The sequence below is a fragment of the Pseudomonas sp. ZL2 genome, assembly GCF_054788455.1.
In genome coordinates, this window is record NZ_JBGOGX010000050.1 from 36,117 (window position 1) to 51,354 (window position 15,238).

Sequence of the window (15,238 nt, forward strand, 5' to 3'; positions counted from 1 at the left end):
ATCATGTTGCAACGATTGCTGATGGCGCTGTTCGCCGTGCTGTTGATGAGCCAGGCCTGGGCTGATGCCGCGCCCTGGTATCGCTGGGAAAGCCAGGTCACCGGGCGCCTGGTGTGCGCACAGTTTGCGCCGGGCGAGGGCTGGAAGCGTTTTGCCGGTCCGTTCAATAACGCGGCTTGCCGCGACTACTGAGCTTGCCGCTAGCGGCAAACCGGCGCCGTATTTTCGACGGCGCATCTTCTGCGTGAGATCTATCGCGCGCTTGAACCCCTTGTCTTTCGGGCGTTTTCCGCCTTTTTCAAAAGTTGGTTTGAAACTTGCTTCAGGCTCTGCAAAGCAGCGGCGGACGGCAAGTGTTCGCCAGCGCAGCGGAGGATGACTGTGGACAAGATGCTATACGTGGCCATGACCGGCGCCAGCCAGAACGCGCTGGCGCAGAAGGCCCATGCCAACAACCTGGCGAACATTTCCACCAGCGGTTTTCAGCGTGACCTGGAGCAGGCGCGCTCGATGCCGGTATTCGGTGACAGCTTTCCGGCGCGGGCCTATGCCATGACCGAGCGCCCGGCCACTGATTTCAGCCCGGGCTCGATGCAGGAAACCGGCCGTGACCTGGACATCGCCATCGGCGGCGACGGCTTCATCGCCGTGCAGGCCCCGGATGGCAGTGAAGCCTATGTGCGCACCGCCAGCCTGAACATTGACGGTCTGGGTGTGCTGCGGGCCGGCAACGGTATGCCGGTGATGGGCAATGGCGGGCCGATTGCCGTGCCGCCAGAGCAGAAGGTCGAGGTTGGCCAGGACGGCACCATCAGCATCCGCGCCATGGGCGAGGGCCCGCGGGTCATGGCCGAGGTCGACCGGATCAAACTGGTCAACCCGGACCTGAAGAACATGACCAAGGGCCTGGACGGCTTGATCCACACCAAGAACGGCCAGCCTGCCGTCGCCGATGCCAACGTCCAGGTGGTCTCCGGTTTCCTGGAGTCGAGCAACGTCAATGCGGTCGAGGAAATGACCTCGGTGCTGGCGCTGTCCCGTCAATTCGAATTGCACATCAAGATGATGACCACGGCCAAGGAAGGCGACGAAGCCATGGCTCGTGTTTTGCAAATCGGCTAATAACACAGACGTAGCGCCGTAAAACAGGCGCGCGAGGAGAACAGCATGCTTCCGGCTCTTTGGGTCAGTAAAACCGGGTTGTCCGCCCAGGACACCAACTTGACCACCATTTCCAACAACCTGGCCAACGTTTCGACCACCGGCTTCAAACGTGATCGCGCCGAGTTCCAGGACTTGCTCTATCAGATCAAGCGTCAGCCAGGTGCCCAGTCGACCCAGGACAGCGAACTGCCGTCGGGCCTGCAAGTGGGTACCGGTGTGCGCATCGTCGGCACCCAGAAGAACTTCAGTACCGGTAGCCTGCAGACCACCGAGAACCCGTTGGACATGGCGGTCAACGGTCGTGGTTTCTTCCAGATCCTGCAGCCTGATGGCACTGTTTCGTACAGCCGTGACGGTACCTTCCACCTGAACTCCGATGGCCAGATCGTCACCGCCAACGGTTTTGCCCTGGAGCCCGCGATCGTCGTGCCGCCAGAGGCGCAGACGTTCACCGTCGGCCAGGACGGCACCGTGTCGATCACCACTGCCGGCAACCCGGCGGCGCAGATCATCGGCAACATCCAGACCGCCGACTTCATCAACCCGGCCGGCCTGCAGGCCATGGGCAGCAACCTGTTCCTGGAAACCGCCGCCAGCGGCGCGCCGCAAATCGGTACCCCGGGCCTCAACGGTTTTGGCGTGGTACAGCAGCAGACCCTGGAGAACTCCAACGTCAGCACCGTGGAAGAGCTGGTCAACATGATCACCACCCAGCGTGCCTACGAAATGAACTCCAAGGTCATTTCCACCGCTGACCAGATGCTCTCGTACGTTACCCAGAACCTGTAAGTGAAGTCTTCGAGGTCGCTTGAACGGCGCCTGTTACACCGTGAGGTCAGAGTCATGAGTCGTTTGTTTTGCATACTAGCCCTGAGTGGGATCGCCTTGCTGGCCGGTTGCGTCGCGCCGACGCCCAAGCCCAACGATCCCTACTACGCGCCGGTATTGCCGCGCACGCCATTGCCGGCGGCGGCCAACAACGGCTCGATCTACCAGGCCGGTTTCGACCAGAACCTGTACAGCGATCGCAAGGCTTTCAGGGTCGGTGACATCATCACCATCACCCTCAACGAGCGCACCCAGGCGAGCAAGAACGCCAACTCGCAGATCGCCAAGAACAGCAAGGCCGAACTCGGCCTGACCTCGTTGTTCGGCAGCAGCGTGACCACCAACAACCCGTTCGGTGATGGCGACCTCAGCCTCAGCGCCGGCTACAGCGGCGACCGCTCAACCAAGGGTGACAGCAAGGCGGCCCAGGGCAACACCCTGACCGGCTCGATCACCGTCACCGTTGCCGACGTGCTGCCCAACGGCATCATTGCCGTGCGCGGCGAGAAGTGGCTGACCCTCAACACCGGCGATGAGCTGGTGCGTATCGCCGGGATGATCCGTGCCGATGACATCGCCACCGACAACACCGTGCCTTCAACCCGTGTCGCCGATGCACGCATCACCTACTCGGGTACCGGCTCGTTCGCCGATGCCAGCCAGCCGGGTTGGCTCGACCGGTTCTTCATCAGCCCGCTTTGGCCTTTCTAGGTTCGGATGACCATGTTCAACTTCAAGCAGCTGATTGCCGCTACGATTCTGCTGTCCACTGCGTTCGCCGTGCAGGCCGAGCGTCTGAAGGACATCGCCAGCATTTCCGGCGTGCGCACCAACCAGCTGATCGGCTACGGCCTGGTGGTGGGGCTCAACGGTACGGGTGACCAGACCACCCAGACGCCGTTCACCCTGCAGACCTTCAACAACATGCTCTCGCAGTTCGGCATCAAGGTGCCGCCGGGGTCGGGCAACGTGCAACTGAAAAACGTTGCCGCGGTGTCGGTGCATGCCGACCTGCCGGCGTTCGCCAAGCCGGGTCAGGTGGTGGACATCACCGTCTCGTCGATCGGTAACTCCAAGAGCCTGCGCGGCGGCAGCCTGCTGATGACACCGCTCAAGGGTATCGATGGCAACGTTTATGCCATCGCCCAGGGCAACCTGGTAGTGGGCGGTTTCGATGCCGAGGGCCGCGACGGTTCGAAGATCACCGTCAACGTGCCATCGGCCGGTCGTATCCCGGGCGGCGCCTCGGTCGAGCGCGCCGTACCCAGCGGATTCAACCAGGGCAACAGCCTGACCCTGAACCTCAATCGCCCGGACTTCACCACTGCCAAGCGCATCGTCGACAAGGTCAACGAACTGCTCGGTCCGGGTGTAGCCCAGGCCCTGGATGGGGGGTCGGTGCGGGTCACTGCGCCGCTCGATCCAAGCCAGCGGGTCGACTACCTGTCGATCCTCGAGAACCTCGAGATCGATCCGGGCCAGGCCGTGGCCAAGGTCATCATCAACTCGCGTACCGGCACTATCGTCATCGGCCAGAACGTCAAGGTGTCGCCAGCGGCGGTCACTCACGGCAGCCTGACCGTGACCATCACCGAAGACCCGATCGTCAGCCAGCCGGGGCCGTTCTCCAATGGTGAAACCGCCGTGGTGCCGCGCTCGCGGGTCAATGCCGAGCAGGAAGCCAAGCCGATGTTCAAGTTCGGCCCGGGTACCACCCTGGATGAAATCGTCCGTGCGGTAAACCAGGTGGGTGCTGCACCCGGTGACCTGATGGCGATCCTTGAAGCCCTGAAACAGGCCGGCGCCTTGCAAGCCGACCTGATCGTGATCTGAGGGGGCTGGCCATGGATATGCCGAAAAGCGCATTCAATGCCGCCGATACCGGGGCTTACACCGACCTCAATCGTCTGAACTCGCTGAAGGTCGGCGATCGCGACAGCGACGCCAACCTGCGCAAGGTGGCCCAGGAATTCGAGTCGTTGTTCCTCAACGAGATGCTCAAGTCGATGCGCTCGGCCAGCGACGTGTTGGCCAAGGACAACCCGCTCAATACCGAGACCACCAAGCAGTACCAGCAGATGTACGACCAGCAGCTGGCGGTGAGCATGTCCCGCGAGGGCGGCGGTATCGGTCTGCAGGAAGTGCTGATGCGCCAGTTGTCCAAGCAGAAGGCCAGCGCCGCGACCAACAACAGCCCGTTCCCGCGGGTGGACACCCAGCAGCGTCCATTGTGGGCGGCCAAGGTGGCCGAGCCTGTGCGCAGCGAAGAAACCGCCGTCACCCGCAACGATATGGCAGCGCTCAACTCGCGTCGCCTGGCCCTGCCGGGCAAGCTGACCGATCGCCTGCTGGCCGGCATCGTACCGTCGGCCGGCGCCGCTGCGGCCACCACCAACACCGCAGCCTTGCCGCAGCGCACCACGGCCATGACCGATGCCGTGGTCAAAGGCGACTGGCAGTCGGCGCAGAGCTTTGCCGCGCCGGGCTCGATGCGCATCTATGGTCGCGCCGTGGCCCAGCCGCCGCTGGCACCGGCCAAGCGTGCGTTCGGTTCTTCCGATGAATTCGTCGCCACCATGTTGCCGATGGCCGAGCAGGCCGCCAAGCGCATCGGTATCGATCCGCGCTACCTGGTGGCCCAGGCGGCGCTGGAAACCGGCTGGGGCAAGTCGGTCATGCGTCAGGCCGATGGCAGCAGCAGCCACAACCTGTTCGGCATCAAGGCCACCGGCAACTGGCAGGGCGGCCAGGCGCGGGCGATCACCAGCGAGTTCCGTGACGGTCAGTTCGTCAAGGAGACCGCGGCGTTCCGCTCCTACGATTCCTACCAGGACAGCTTCCATGACCTGGTCAGCCTGCTACAGAACAACGCGCGCTATAAAGAAGCGGTCAAGGCTGCCGATAAACCGGAACAGTTTGTACGCGAGCTGCAGAAAGCCGGTTACGCAACCGACCCGGATTACGCGAGCAAGATTTCGCAGATCGCCAAACAGATGAAATCGTACGAAAGCTACGCAGCGATTGGCACTACAACGAAACTATAAGGTTTGAACCATGGCGAGTTTGATCAACATCGGGATGTCGGGGCTCAACGCCAACCAGGCGGGCCTGCACACCACGGGTAACAACATTGCCAATGCCGATGTTGCCGGTTATTCGCGCCAGCAGAACGTGCAGCGGGCCAATGGCGCGCAGCAGGTCGGCCACGTCTTCATCGGTACCGGCACCACCCTCTCCGATGTGCGCCGGGTGTACAACGCCTACCTTGAAAGCCAGCTGCGTACCACCACCTCGCTGAGCAGCGATGCCGCCTCGTACCTGAAGCAGGTCGGGCCGATCGACCAGATGCTGTCGGGCGCCGATACCGGCATCACCGGCGCCTTGAAGAGCTTCTTCAGTGCCTTGCAGAGTTCTGCTGCCAAGCCTAATGAAGATGCGTCGCGCCAGTTGCTGCTGACCAGTGCGCAATCGCTGAGCAAGCGCTTCAACACCATCGCCAACCAGCTCAACGAGCAGAATCACAACATCAATGGCAACCTCGCTTCGATGGCCGACCAGGTCAACAAGCTGACGGCAACCATTGCCCAGTACAACGATCAGATCTCCAGGGTAGCGGTGGTGCAGGGCACTCCGAACGACCTGTTCGATCAACGCAACGAAGCAGTGCGTCAGCTCTCCGAGCTGGTCGGTACCCAGGTGGTCGAGCGCGAAGGCAACCTCGACATCTACCTGGAAAACGGTCAGCCGCTGGTGTTGGGTAAAACCACCAACAACCTGGAGACTGCACCGAGCAAGACCGACCCGACCCGTTTCGTCGTGCAGCTCAATCGTGGCAGCACCACCATGGACGTCACTTCCAGCCTCAAGGGCGGCGAGATCGGCGGCCTGCTGCGTTATCGCAGCGAAGTCCTGGACCCGTCGCTGAACGAGCTGGGGCGCGTGGCCCTGGTCATGGCCGATCGCATCAACAGCCAGCTGGCCCAGGGCATCGACAAGAACGGCGAGTTCGGTGCGGCCCTGTTCAACAACATCAACAGCCCCGAGCTGATCAGCCAGCGCAGCATCGCCCAGGCGGGCAACAGCGCAGGCTCCGGCAACCTCGATGTGACCATCAAGGACACCGGCAAGCTGAGCACCAGCAACTACCAGGTGACCTTCACCAGTGCCACCGGCTACAGCGTCAAGAAGCTGCCGGAAGGCAGCATGGTCGGTTCCTATGATCTCAACGACGATCCGGCGCCGGTCATCGACGGTTTCAGCCTCAACCTCAATGGCGGTGCGGTGAAGGCCGGTGACACCTTCAAGATCACCCCGACACGCAATGCCGCGACCAACCTGGACACCGTCCTTACCGATCCCAAGCGCCTGGCGCTGGCATCGCCGCTGACTTCCACCAGCGGTGCCGGCAACAAGGGCACCGGGATCATCGGCCAGCCAAACCTGACGTCGACCCTGGACATCTACGATCCGGCCCAGCGCCTGGACCTGCAGAATGGCCTGAAGTATTCGACCCCGGTCAAGCTGGTGTTCGGTGACGAAAAGGTCAACCCGCAAACCTACAAGCTGCTCGATGCCAAGGGTGGCACGCTGGGTACCGGCACCATTATTCCGGGCCAGGAAAACAAACTGCAGTTCTCGGTGCCGATGGTCGACTCCACCGGCGCAGCGATCAATGATGCCAACGGCAACCAGAAATCCTTCACCTTCGACATGAGCGTGTCGGGCGCGCCCAAGGAAGGTGACAGCTACACCGTCGGCATGACCGGCTCGGGTTCGGACAATAATCGCAACGGCCAGGCGGTGATCGACCTGCAGACCAAGGGTACCGTCGAAGTTGGCGCCAATGGCAAAGGCATCAGCCTGACCGACGCTTACGGCAAGCTGGTGGAAAACGTCGGCGGCAAGACCGCCCAGGCGCAGATGGATGTCGACTCTACCGGCGCCCTGCATGAGTCGGCCAGGGCCTCGCGCGATTCGCTGTCGGGCGTGCAGCTCGATGAAGAGGCCGGCAACCTGATCAAGTTCCAGCAGTACTACACGGCCTCGTCGCAAATCATCAAAGCGGCGCAGGAAATCTTCTCCACGCTGATCAACGCCCTTTAAGGAGTGGTAGACCGTGCGTATTTCTACTTCCCAGTTCTACGAAACCAGCTCCGCGAACTATCAGCGCAACTTCTCCAATGTGGTGAAGACCGGTCAGCAGGCCAGTGATAACATTCGCGTACGTACTGCCGCCGATGATCCGGTGGGCGCTGCGCGCCTGTTGCAACTGCAGCAGCAGAGCAACCTGATCGACCAGTACGATGGCAACATCACCAACGTGCGCAACAGTCTGGGTACCTCCGAATCGACCCTCAACGGCATCACCAATATTCTGGCGCGGGTCAAGGAACTGACCATCAGTGCCGGCAGCGGTGGCTACACCGACGCCGACCGCAAGGCCGATGCCCAGGAGCTGACCCAGCTCGAAGAGCAGCTCTACAGCCTGATGAACAGCCGTGACGAGAACGGCAAGTACCTGTTCTCCGGCTCGCGTGGCGACACCCCGCCATACGTGCGTAACGCCGATGGGACCTACACCTACCAGGGCGACCAGAGTACCCTGAGCCTTCAGGTGGGTGACATGCTCACCATGGCCTCCAACGAGAGTGGCTACAGTGTGTTCGAACAGGCGCTGAACACCAGCCGCAGCCAGACCAAGCTAACTTCGCCGTTAGTGGATGACGGCCGGGTCAGCCTGTCCAATGGCCAGGTCTCCGGCAGCACCCAGTACAACGATCGCTTCCGTGGCGGTGAGCCGTACACCATCACCTTCACCAGCAGCACGCAGTTCAAGATCACCGATGCGGCCAACAACGACGTGACTCTGGAAGCTACCGGCGAGGGCAAGTTCGATCCGAGCAAACCGGGTGGCGTGACCTTCCGTGGTGTCGAGATGGCCCTCGATATCAACCTGAGCGACGCCGACAAGCCAAACGCTGATGCGCTGATCGCCGGCCATACCTTTTCACTCGGCTCCAAGCCAGATGAAGTCAGCGGTTCGCGTAGCCCTGGCAATACCTCGTCGTCGCAAATCACGGGCGCCAGTATCAGCGACTCGACGGCCTACAACAACGCCTTCCCCGGTGGTGGCGCAGTCATCAAGTTCACCAGTGCTTCCGCCTATGAAGTCTATGCCCAGCCCATGGGGCCAGACGCGCGCCCGGTTGCCACTGGCACGCTGACCGGTACCCCGGCAACCAAGGCCAAGATTGCCGGTGTCGATTTCGATTTCTCGGCACCGCCAGCTGCTGGCGATCAGTTTTCGGTCAAGGTCGATAACCATCAGACCCAGAACATCCTCGATACCATCTCCGAGTTCCGCAAGGCACTGGAGCTGCCGGTGGACAAGGATCTGGCATCACGGCAGAAGTATCAGGGTGCCTTGCAATCGGCAATCGGTAACCTGGAAAGCGGTGCCAACAAGGTCGCCGAGGCGATCAGCTCGATCGGTGCCCGCGGTGCCGCCCTGGATGTCCAGGCCGACACCAACGAAAGCCTGAAGATGGCCAACACCAAGACCCAGAGTTCGATTCGCGACGCTGACCCGGCCGAGGTGCTGACTCGCCTCAGCCTGCAACAGACCATGCTGCAAGCATCACAATTGGCGTTCACCAAAATCTCCTCGCTGAGCCTATTCAATCGGCTCTGATACATCTTCGCATTCTACCTTCGGGTGATGCCCAGTGCCGGCATCACCCGAAGGCTTCTCCAGGTTTGCCTCCATGATCGAACAGCCACTTGTCAGCATTGCCATTCCCGCCTTTAACCCAGAGTTCTTCAGCCGTGCTTTGCTGAGTGCCATTTTCCAGCGCTACGCGAACCTGGAAGTCATCGTTTGCGACGACAGCCAGGGAGGGGAGATCAAGGCCATTGTCGATGAGTGGGCTGGGCAGGCGAAGTGCGAACTGCGTTATGTACACAACCCTGTGACGCTGGGTTTCGCTGGTAATTTGCTGCAGTGCCTTGAGCATTCCCGAGGAACCTTCATCAAGTTCCTCTGTGATGACGACTGGTTGATCGATGGTTGTATCGAGCGGCAGGCGCAAGTCATGGCGGATTGCCCGCAAGTCAACCTGGTAGTCAACCATCGGCTTCTATGCGCGGCGGACGAGACAGTCTTGCCATCGCGCCCGGACAACTGTCTGATCTCCCCCTGCAGCGCGATCCTCAACGGCGGCGATTTGCTCGATGCGGTCGCCAGCAAGGTGCCCAACCTGTTTGGTGGCATCAGCCATATGCTCATGCGCCGGGGCCCGGTAGAGGAATACCTTCCCCAGTTGGCGCAGCAGGGCGCAGGATTCGTTGCGCGCCTGGATATGGCGCTGTACATCTGCCTGTTGCGTCGCGGGCACCTGGCCTGCCTGTCCGACATGCTCAGTCTTGAGCGCGTCCACGCCGGTCGCCTGAGCCACCAGGCGGGTATGACCCTCGCTCACAAGAGCGAGAGCGAATGGCTGCAGCAGATGCTCGAAGCGCGCACCAGTGAGCCGCCGCCAGCCATTGGCTGGATTCGCTATGTACCGCTTGAGGACTTTCGTCCAGGTCAGGCTCTGGAGTGGGACGAGTACGAACTGACCCGCCTGTATGCTGGGCAGTTGGGCGGCTATCAGCAACAGGTCGGTACCCACAGCCTGAGTTTTGCCGAGCTCTACGCCGAGTGGCTTGATTGTCGCACCTTGTCAGCAGCGCAAGTCCGGCTGTTGCCCAAACGCCTCGAGCAATGGCCACGTCAGCCACGCATAGTGACTGTGGTGTTCGATCCGCAAGCAGAGGCGAATGCCCTGAAATCGACACTCGACAGCCTGGCCTGCCAGTCTTATCCGGCGCATCAGGTCTGGGTACTCGGTGCCCAGGAGCAGCTGCCGGATGAGGCTGGCGTCGAACGTATCCAGCTGCGCGGCAGTGGTTTCGAGCAACTGAATGCGCGTATCGCGAAAGCTGAGACGGCGGACTGGGTCTTCCTCCTGCAGGCCGGCGATCGCCTGCATCCCCATGCCCTGGTGATCATGGCCGAGCGCATGGCCCTGCATCCGGACAGATTATGCCTGTACACCGACGAGGGCAGCGACGACAACCTGCAGGTCGGGCAACCGATCTTCAAGCCCGACTTCAACCTCGACCTGATGCGCAGCGTTCCCTTTGTCGGCCGTATGTTGGCTTTCCAGCGTACTCAGCTACTGGCGTCGGGAGGGTTCAAGGCCGACTATGATGTGCTCGCGCCTCAGGATCTGCTCTGGAGGCTGGTTGAAGCTCATGGTCTGCAGGTGGTCGAGCATGTGGCCGAGTTGCTGGTGCAGTGTCAGTACAACTATACCGCTTGGCAGTCGGCGCCAGCCTGCATAGCCCAGGCGCCGCGTATCCTGCAGGCGCACCTGCAACGGCTGGGTATCGAAGCTGAACTGGTATCGGCGCAGAACAGCATGCTGACCCGAGTCCTCTACCGGCACAGTGATACACCGGCGGTCTCCATCATTATTGCCGCCGGCCAGCACCTGCAGTCGTTGCGGCGCTGTGTCGAGTCGATTTTCGAACACACCGCTTATCGCAACTATGAGGTCCTGATTGCTGTCAACGGCGGTGAGCCTGAAGACATGCAGGGCTGGCTCAGTGCTATGAGTGAGCTCGGCAGTGACCAGCTGCGCATCATCCGGATCAGTGCCGCTGGCGGGCCACAACAGTTCAATCAGGCCAGTGAACAGGCACGGGGCAACTACCTGCTACTGCTCGATGCAGGCTGCATGATGTTTGACGCTCAGTGGCTGACCGAGATGATGAGCCAGGCTCAGCGCCCGGAAGTCGGCATAGTCGGGCCGAAGATGTGCAACAGCTCCGGCATGATCGTCAGCGCCGGGTTGTTGCTCGGCTTGCACGGGCCGGCGGGGAGCCCCTTTTTCGCCCAGATGGTCGACAGCAGCGGATACATGAATCGCCTGGTGGCGGTGCAGAACCTCAGTGCGGTCAGCGCTGACTGCCTGCTGGTAAGGCGTGAACTGTTCGAGGAACTGGGTGGCCTGGAGTCCGAGGCATTCAAATCCCAGCTCTTCGATGCCGATCTGTGCCTGCGCGTGCGGGACCAGGGTTACCTGGTAGTGTGGACGCCCTTTTCGCTGGTGGCGCGCGAGTCTACCGAAAGTTCCGCCGACCCCTCGCTCAAAAAGAGGGATCAGCACGCGTTCTATCAGCGCTGGCTGCCGCGGGTGGCCAATGATCCGGCCTATAACCGCAATCTCAGCCTGAAGCTATCAAGCTACAATCTGGAGCCGGGCTTGCGTACCGGTTGGGATCCGTTCATCAGTCGCCCATTGCCCTTTGTGCTGGCATTACCGATCAACACCACGGCGGTCGGGCACTATCGGGTAGCGCAGCCTTTTACCGAGCTGGAGCGCGCAGGGTGGATCCAGGGGCAACTGGATTACGCCACCCCCAACACGATCGAGCTGGAGCGCTGCAAGCCGGATTCCATCATCCTGCAATGCCGCTACATGGCCACTTCGTCCCGGCAGATCGAACACATCAAAGAATTCTCCAATGCCCGGCGTATTTACGAGATCGACGACTACATCATCGATGTCCCACAAAAGAACGCACACAGACGAAACATGCCGGAGAACATCCGCGAGCTGGTGAGCTTTGGCATTGCCCTTTGTGATCGCGTGGTGGTTTCTACCCAGCCGCTGGCCGACGCGCTGTCGAGCCTGCACCACGATATCCGGGTAGTGCCGAACATGCTTGCCACACAAATGTGGAGCGGCTTGCAGAGCCATCGCCAGACCTCCCTCAAGCCGCGCGTTGGATGGGCGGGGGGCACCAGCCATCGTGGCGATCTGGAGCTGCTCGCCGACGTGGTGAAGGAACTGGCGAATGAAGTGGACTGGGTGTTCTTCGGTATGTGTCCGGATGTCCTCAGGCCCTACGTCAAGGAGTTCCATACCGGCATCGCGATGTCGCTGTACCCGCAGAAGCTGGCAAGCCTGAACCTGGATCTGGCGCTGGCGCCGCTCGAGAGCAACCTGTTCAACGACTGCAAGAGCAACCTGCGCTTGCTCGAGTATGGCGCTTGCGGCTTCCCGGTGGTCTGTGCCGACACCAAGGCTTACCAGGGGTATCTGCCTTGTACGCGAGTGATCGGCAATACGACGCAGGCATGGCTGGAAGCGATTCGTATGCACCTGGCCGATCCTCAGGCCAGTTATCGCCAGGGTGATGCTTTGCGTGAAGTGGTGCTGCGCGACTTCATGCTGACGCCGGACAAACTTCAGCCCTGGGCCAACGCATGGTTGGCCGATTAACGACAATGGCCGGCAATTCTGCCAGTCGTTGACAGAACAACATGAGAATTAGGTGCGCTATGGGCGAACAAGCAATCGGTTGTGCGGCACAGCTGGATGACGTCACCGTCGTCTTACTCGGCCAGGAAGACCCTGGCTACACAGGGCGTGCCGCCCATTATTATCAGGCGCGCTTCGCGCACCTGCAAACACTCGCAGCGCCTTCGGCGGCAGTATCGGGAAGCGCTTGGTCCGAGCAATTGTTGCAGGCCCTGAACCAGGTCGAGACCCCGTTTGCGGTATTGACCCTCGAGTGCGATTTTCTCCTGGCCGAAGGCATTGCCGCAGCAGTGCGGGCCTTGCATGCGGACGTTGATTGCCTGATGGCTCAGGGGTACTCCCTGGGTTATCAGCCGGGCAACAACGAAGTGACCTACTATAAGCTCGGCACCGCGCCCAAGTCCCGGCAACAGGCCAATAGCGCCCTGGGGCGTATCGCCTTGCATGCTGAGTACGGCTTGCAGGCATGGCGGTCGGTAGTCAGGGTCGAGGCTTTGAAAACGGTGGTGGCCAGTGTACCTGCAGGCTTGTCGTTCGAAGGCTGGTGCGCGGCGGTTTCCTACGGCTTGCTGGCCAAAGGCGCTGGCAGCCTGCTGGCGCAAACCAGCGTGGTGGTCGAATACCGTCCCTGGGAAATATCTTCAGCCGGTCGCGAAGAGCATTTGACGCACATCGTTCGCCAGATCAAGCAATGGGATGGCGGACAGGCCGCGGTGTTTGCCGATGCCAAGGGCTTCGAAGTGCTCAATGCGTTCGTACGCAACACGCACGAGCGCAGTGAAGCGCCGTTGCTGCTGACTTCGCGCTGGAACAGCGTGTCGGCCGAGCCGCAGCTGACGTTCGAGCCGAAACAATTCGTCGAGATGCCTTACTACAACGCCACTGTGTTCGGTCAGTTGCGTTCGATCGAGTTTCTGGTTCACGCCTGGCCGGCCGGCCAGGTGCAAAGCCGCGCGCTGGAAGGTACCTGGGTACGTCAGCAGGCATTGTTGACTGTGCATGCCAACGACAGTGCCGATAGTCTCAAGGCCCGCTACTGGGAGGCTTTCGAACTGGGTGTGTTCAATGTGCAGGTGTGTCAGCGCCTGGTGGGCGCCCTGGGTGTGCAAGAGCTGGCTCAGTCGCGGGACCTGACGATTTGGCGCGAACAGCTTGAGGCTGTGCAAGCGGTAACGGTTGCCTCGCTGCTGGCTGACACGCCGTCGGGCAAAGTGCTGGAGGCCATTGCCGCGGCCACCCCCGATGCTGTTGCACGCAATCGCATCCTCGACCACCTGGACAAGACGCCATTGCCACAGATGGCGTTCATCGTCCTCGATCTGGACGACAGCGATGCCGCGCTGCAGAGCACTTTCGACAGCCTGGTAGGCAGCGGTCTGCGCAACTTCAAGGTGGTGGTGCTCAAGGCCGGCAACCTGCCTGCCATTACCACGGCCAAGGATACCTTGCATTTCATCAAGGTCACCCAGGCCAACCTGGTTGCCCATCTCAACCAGGTCGTGCGCCAGCTGCCCAGTGAGTGGGTGATGTTGATGCAGGCTGGCGATGTGCTGGTTCCAGGTGGTCTGCTGCGCTTGCAGGTAGAGTTGGCCGGGGCGCAGGCGTGCCAGGCCATCTGTGCCAATGAAATTCAGCGTGACAGTGATGGTCGCCTGCTCAGTGTCGTGCGTCCTGGCTGTAACCTGGACCTGCTGCGCAGCTGCCCTGACCTGATGTCGCGGCACTGGTTGGTTCGCCGGCAGAATGTCGTTGACCTTGGTGGGTACAGCGAAACCAGTGCTCACGCACTCGAGTTTGACCTGCTGCTGCGCCTGGTTGAGCACAGCGGCATCGGCGGCATGGCTCACCTGGATGAATACCTGGTGATCGGTCAGCAAGCGTCCGAGGCACTGGCCGCTGACGCCTTGACCACGCTCAAGCGTCATTTGAACCAGCTCGGCTACCGCGGGCAGGTCAACGAAAGTGCCGGCGGTGTTTTCCAGGTCGACTTCCGTCACCCGCAGACGCCGCAGGTGAGCATTCTGCTGTCAGCCGATTCGGATCTTGAGCAACTCAAGGTCAGTCTGGCAAGCATCGTCCAGCGTACCCGTTATGCACGCTACGAAGTGATCGTGGTCTGCGAGGCGGCCAATGCCGAGCCGATCTCGGCAGGTCTGGCCACGGTACAGGGGCTTGGCTCGCGGGTCCGGTTGTTTGCCAGCGAGTCGGCGCTGCGCGCCGATATGATCAACGAAGCGGCAACCCAGGCCCAGGGCCAGTACCTGGTGCTGATGTCCAGTCGCAGTGAAGTGGCGTCGCCGGCCTGGATTGAAGCGATGCTCAATCAGGCGCAGCGCCCCGAGGTCGGTGTTGTCGGTTGCCAGATGTATGACCGTGACGGTCTGATCAGTCATGCCGGTTATGAATTGCACGGCAATGGGCAGGTGCGCAATGCCTGGCAGGGCGCTTCCCGCGAGACAGCGTCGGCGTTGGGGCTGGCGACGGTACGCAGCTGCCAGGCGGTGTCTGACGATTGCCTGATGCTGAGCAAAGAGCTGTTCGAGCAATGCGCCGGGCTCGAGACCATGGATGCCACGGGTATCGACTTGTGCTTGAAAGCGGCGCAAGCGGGCTTGTTGGTGATCTGGACGCCGCAGGCAGAGCTGCTCAACGCAGCGGTACCGCAGATTGATGACCAGGCGTTGCAGGCCCTGGTTACGCGCTGGCCGTCGGCCTTCAGTGCGCGGGCAATCGTCGATGTCGCCACCGCAGTGGACGTCTCCCGGTCACGAGGGCAAGGGGCACCGCTCGTGCTCGACTGGCTGGCTGATCTCAAGTAGCAGGCAAAACGAAAGCCGGGTGTGAAGCCCGGCTTTTTCGTTGCGATTGGGTAGTTT

General features: G+C 61.3%; 10 protein-coding genes. All 10 read left to right on the top strand.

Going from position 1 to position 15,238, the window contains the following annotated elements; genetic code table 11:
- Positions 1 to 3: 3 nt before the first annotated feature.
- Positions 4 to 192, top strand: coding sequence for a hypothetical protein (locus ABM562_RS23210; protein ID WP_428985017.1), 189 nt, complete (start codon positions 4 to 6; stop codon positions 190 to 192).
- A gap of 189 nt (positions 193 to 381) precedes the next feature.
- Positions 382 to 1,122, top strand: a complete 741-nt coding sequence (locus tag ABM562_RS23215; RefSeq protein WP_115088098.1) for a flagellar basal body rod protein FlgF — start codon at positions 382 to 384, stop codon at positions 1,120 to 1,122.
- Positions 1,123 to 1,167: 45 nt separating this feature from the next.
- Positions 1,168 to 1,953, top strand: a complete 786-nt coding sequence (gene flgG / locus ABM562_RS23220; protein WP_460423466.1) for a flagellar basal-body rod protein FlgG — start codon at positions 1,168 to 1,170, stop codon at positions 1,951 to 1,953.
- A 54-nt stretch (positions 1,954 to 2,007) separates the two neighbouring features.
- Positions 2,008 to 2,703, top strand: a complete 696-nt coding sequence (gene flgH / locus ABM562_RS23225; RefSeq protein ID WP_115088096.1) for a flagellar basal body L-ring protein FlgH — start codon at positions 2,008 to 2,010, stop codon at positions 2,701 to 2,703.
- A gap of 12 nt (positions 2,704 to 2,715) precedes the next feature.
- Positions 2,716 to 3,825, top strand: a complete 1,110-nt coding sequence (locus tag ABM562_RS23230; protein WP_010224970.1) for a flagellar basal body P-ring protein FlgI — start codon at positions 2,716 to 2,718, stop codon at positions 3,823 to 3,825.
- Positions 3,826 to 3,836: 11 nt separating this feature from the next.
- Positions 3,837 to 5,036: a flagellar assembly peptidoglycan hydrolase FlgJ gene (gene flgJ / locus ABM562_RS23235; protein WP_115088095.1), complete on the top strand. Its 1,200-nt coding sequence runs from the start codon at positions 3,837 to 3,839 to the stop codon at positions 5,034 to 5,036.
- Between the two features lie 10 nt (positions 5,037 to 5,046).
- Positions 5,047 to 7,095 (top strand): flagellar hook-associated protein FlgK, encoded by a 2,049-nt coding sequence (gene flgK / locus ABM562_RS23240; protein WP_460423468.1) that lies wholly within the window; start codon positions 5,047 to 5,049, stop codon positions 7,093 to 7,095.
- A 13-nt stretch (positions 7,096 to 7,108) separates the two neighbouring features.
- A complete protein-coding gene (locus ABM562_RS23245; protein WP_115088093.1) occupies positions 7,109 to 8,683 on the top strand; it encodes a flagellar hook-associated protein 3 in 1,575 nt (524 codons plus the stop codon).
- A gap of 73 nt (positions 8,684 to 8,756) precedes the next feature.
- Positions 8,757 to 12,323, top strand: a complete 3,567-nt coding sequence (locus ABM562_RS23250; RefSeq protein WP_346616662.1) for a glycosyltransferase — start codon at positions 8,757 to 8,759, stop codon at positions 12,321 to 12,323.
- A gap of 59 nt (positions 12,324 to 12,382) precedes the next feature.
- Complete coding sequence (locus tag ABM562_RS23255) at positions 12,383 to 15,181, top strand: glycosyltransferase (protein WP_460423470.1); 2,799 nt, start codon at positions 12,383 to 12,385, stop codon at positions 15,179 to 15,181.
- Positions 15,182 to 15,238: the final 57 nt, after the last annotated feature.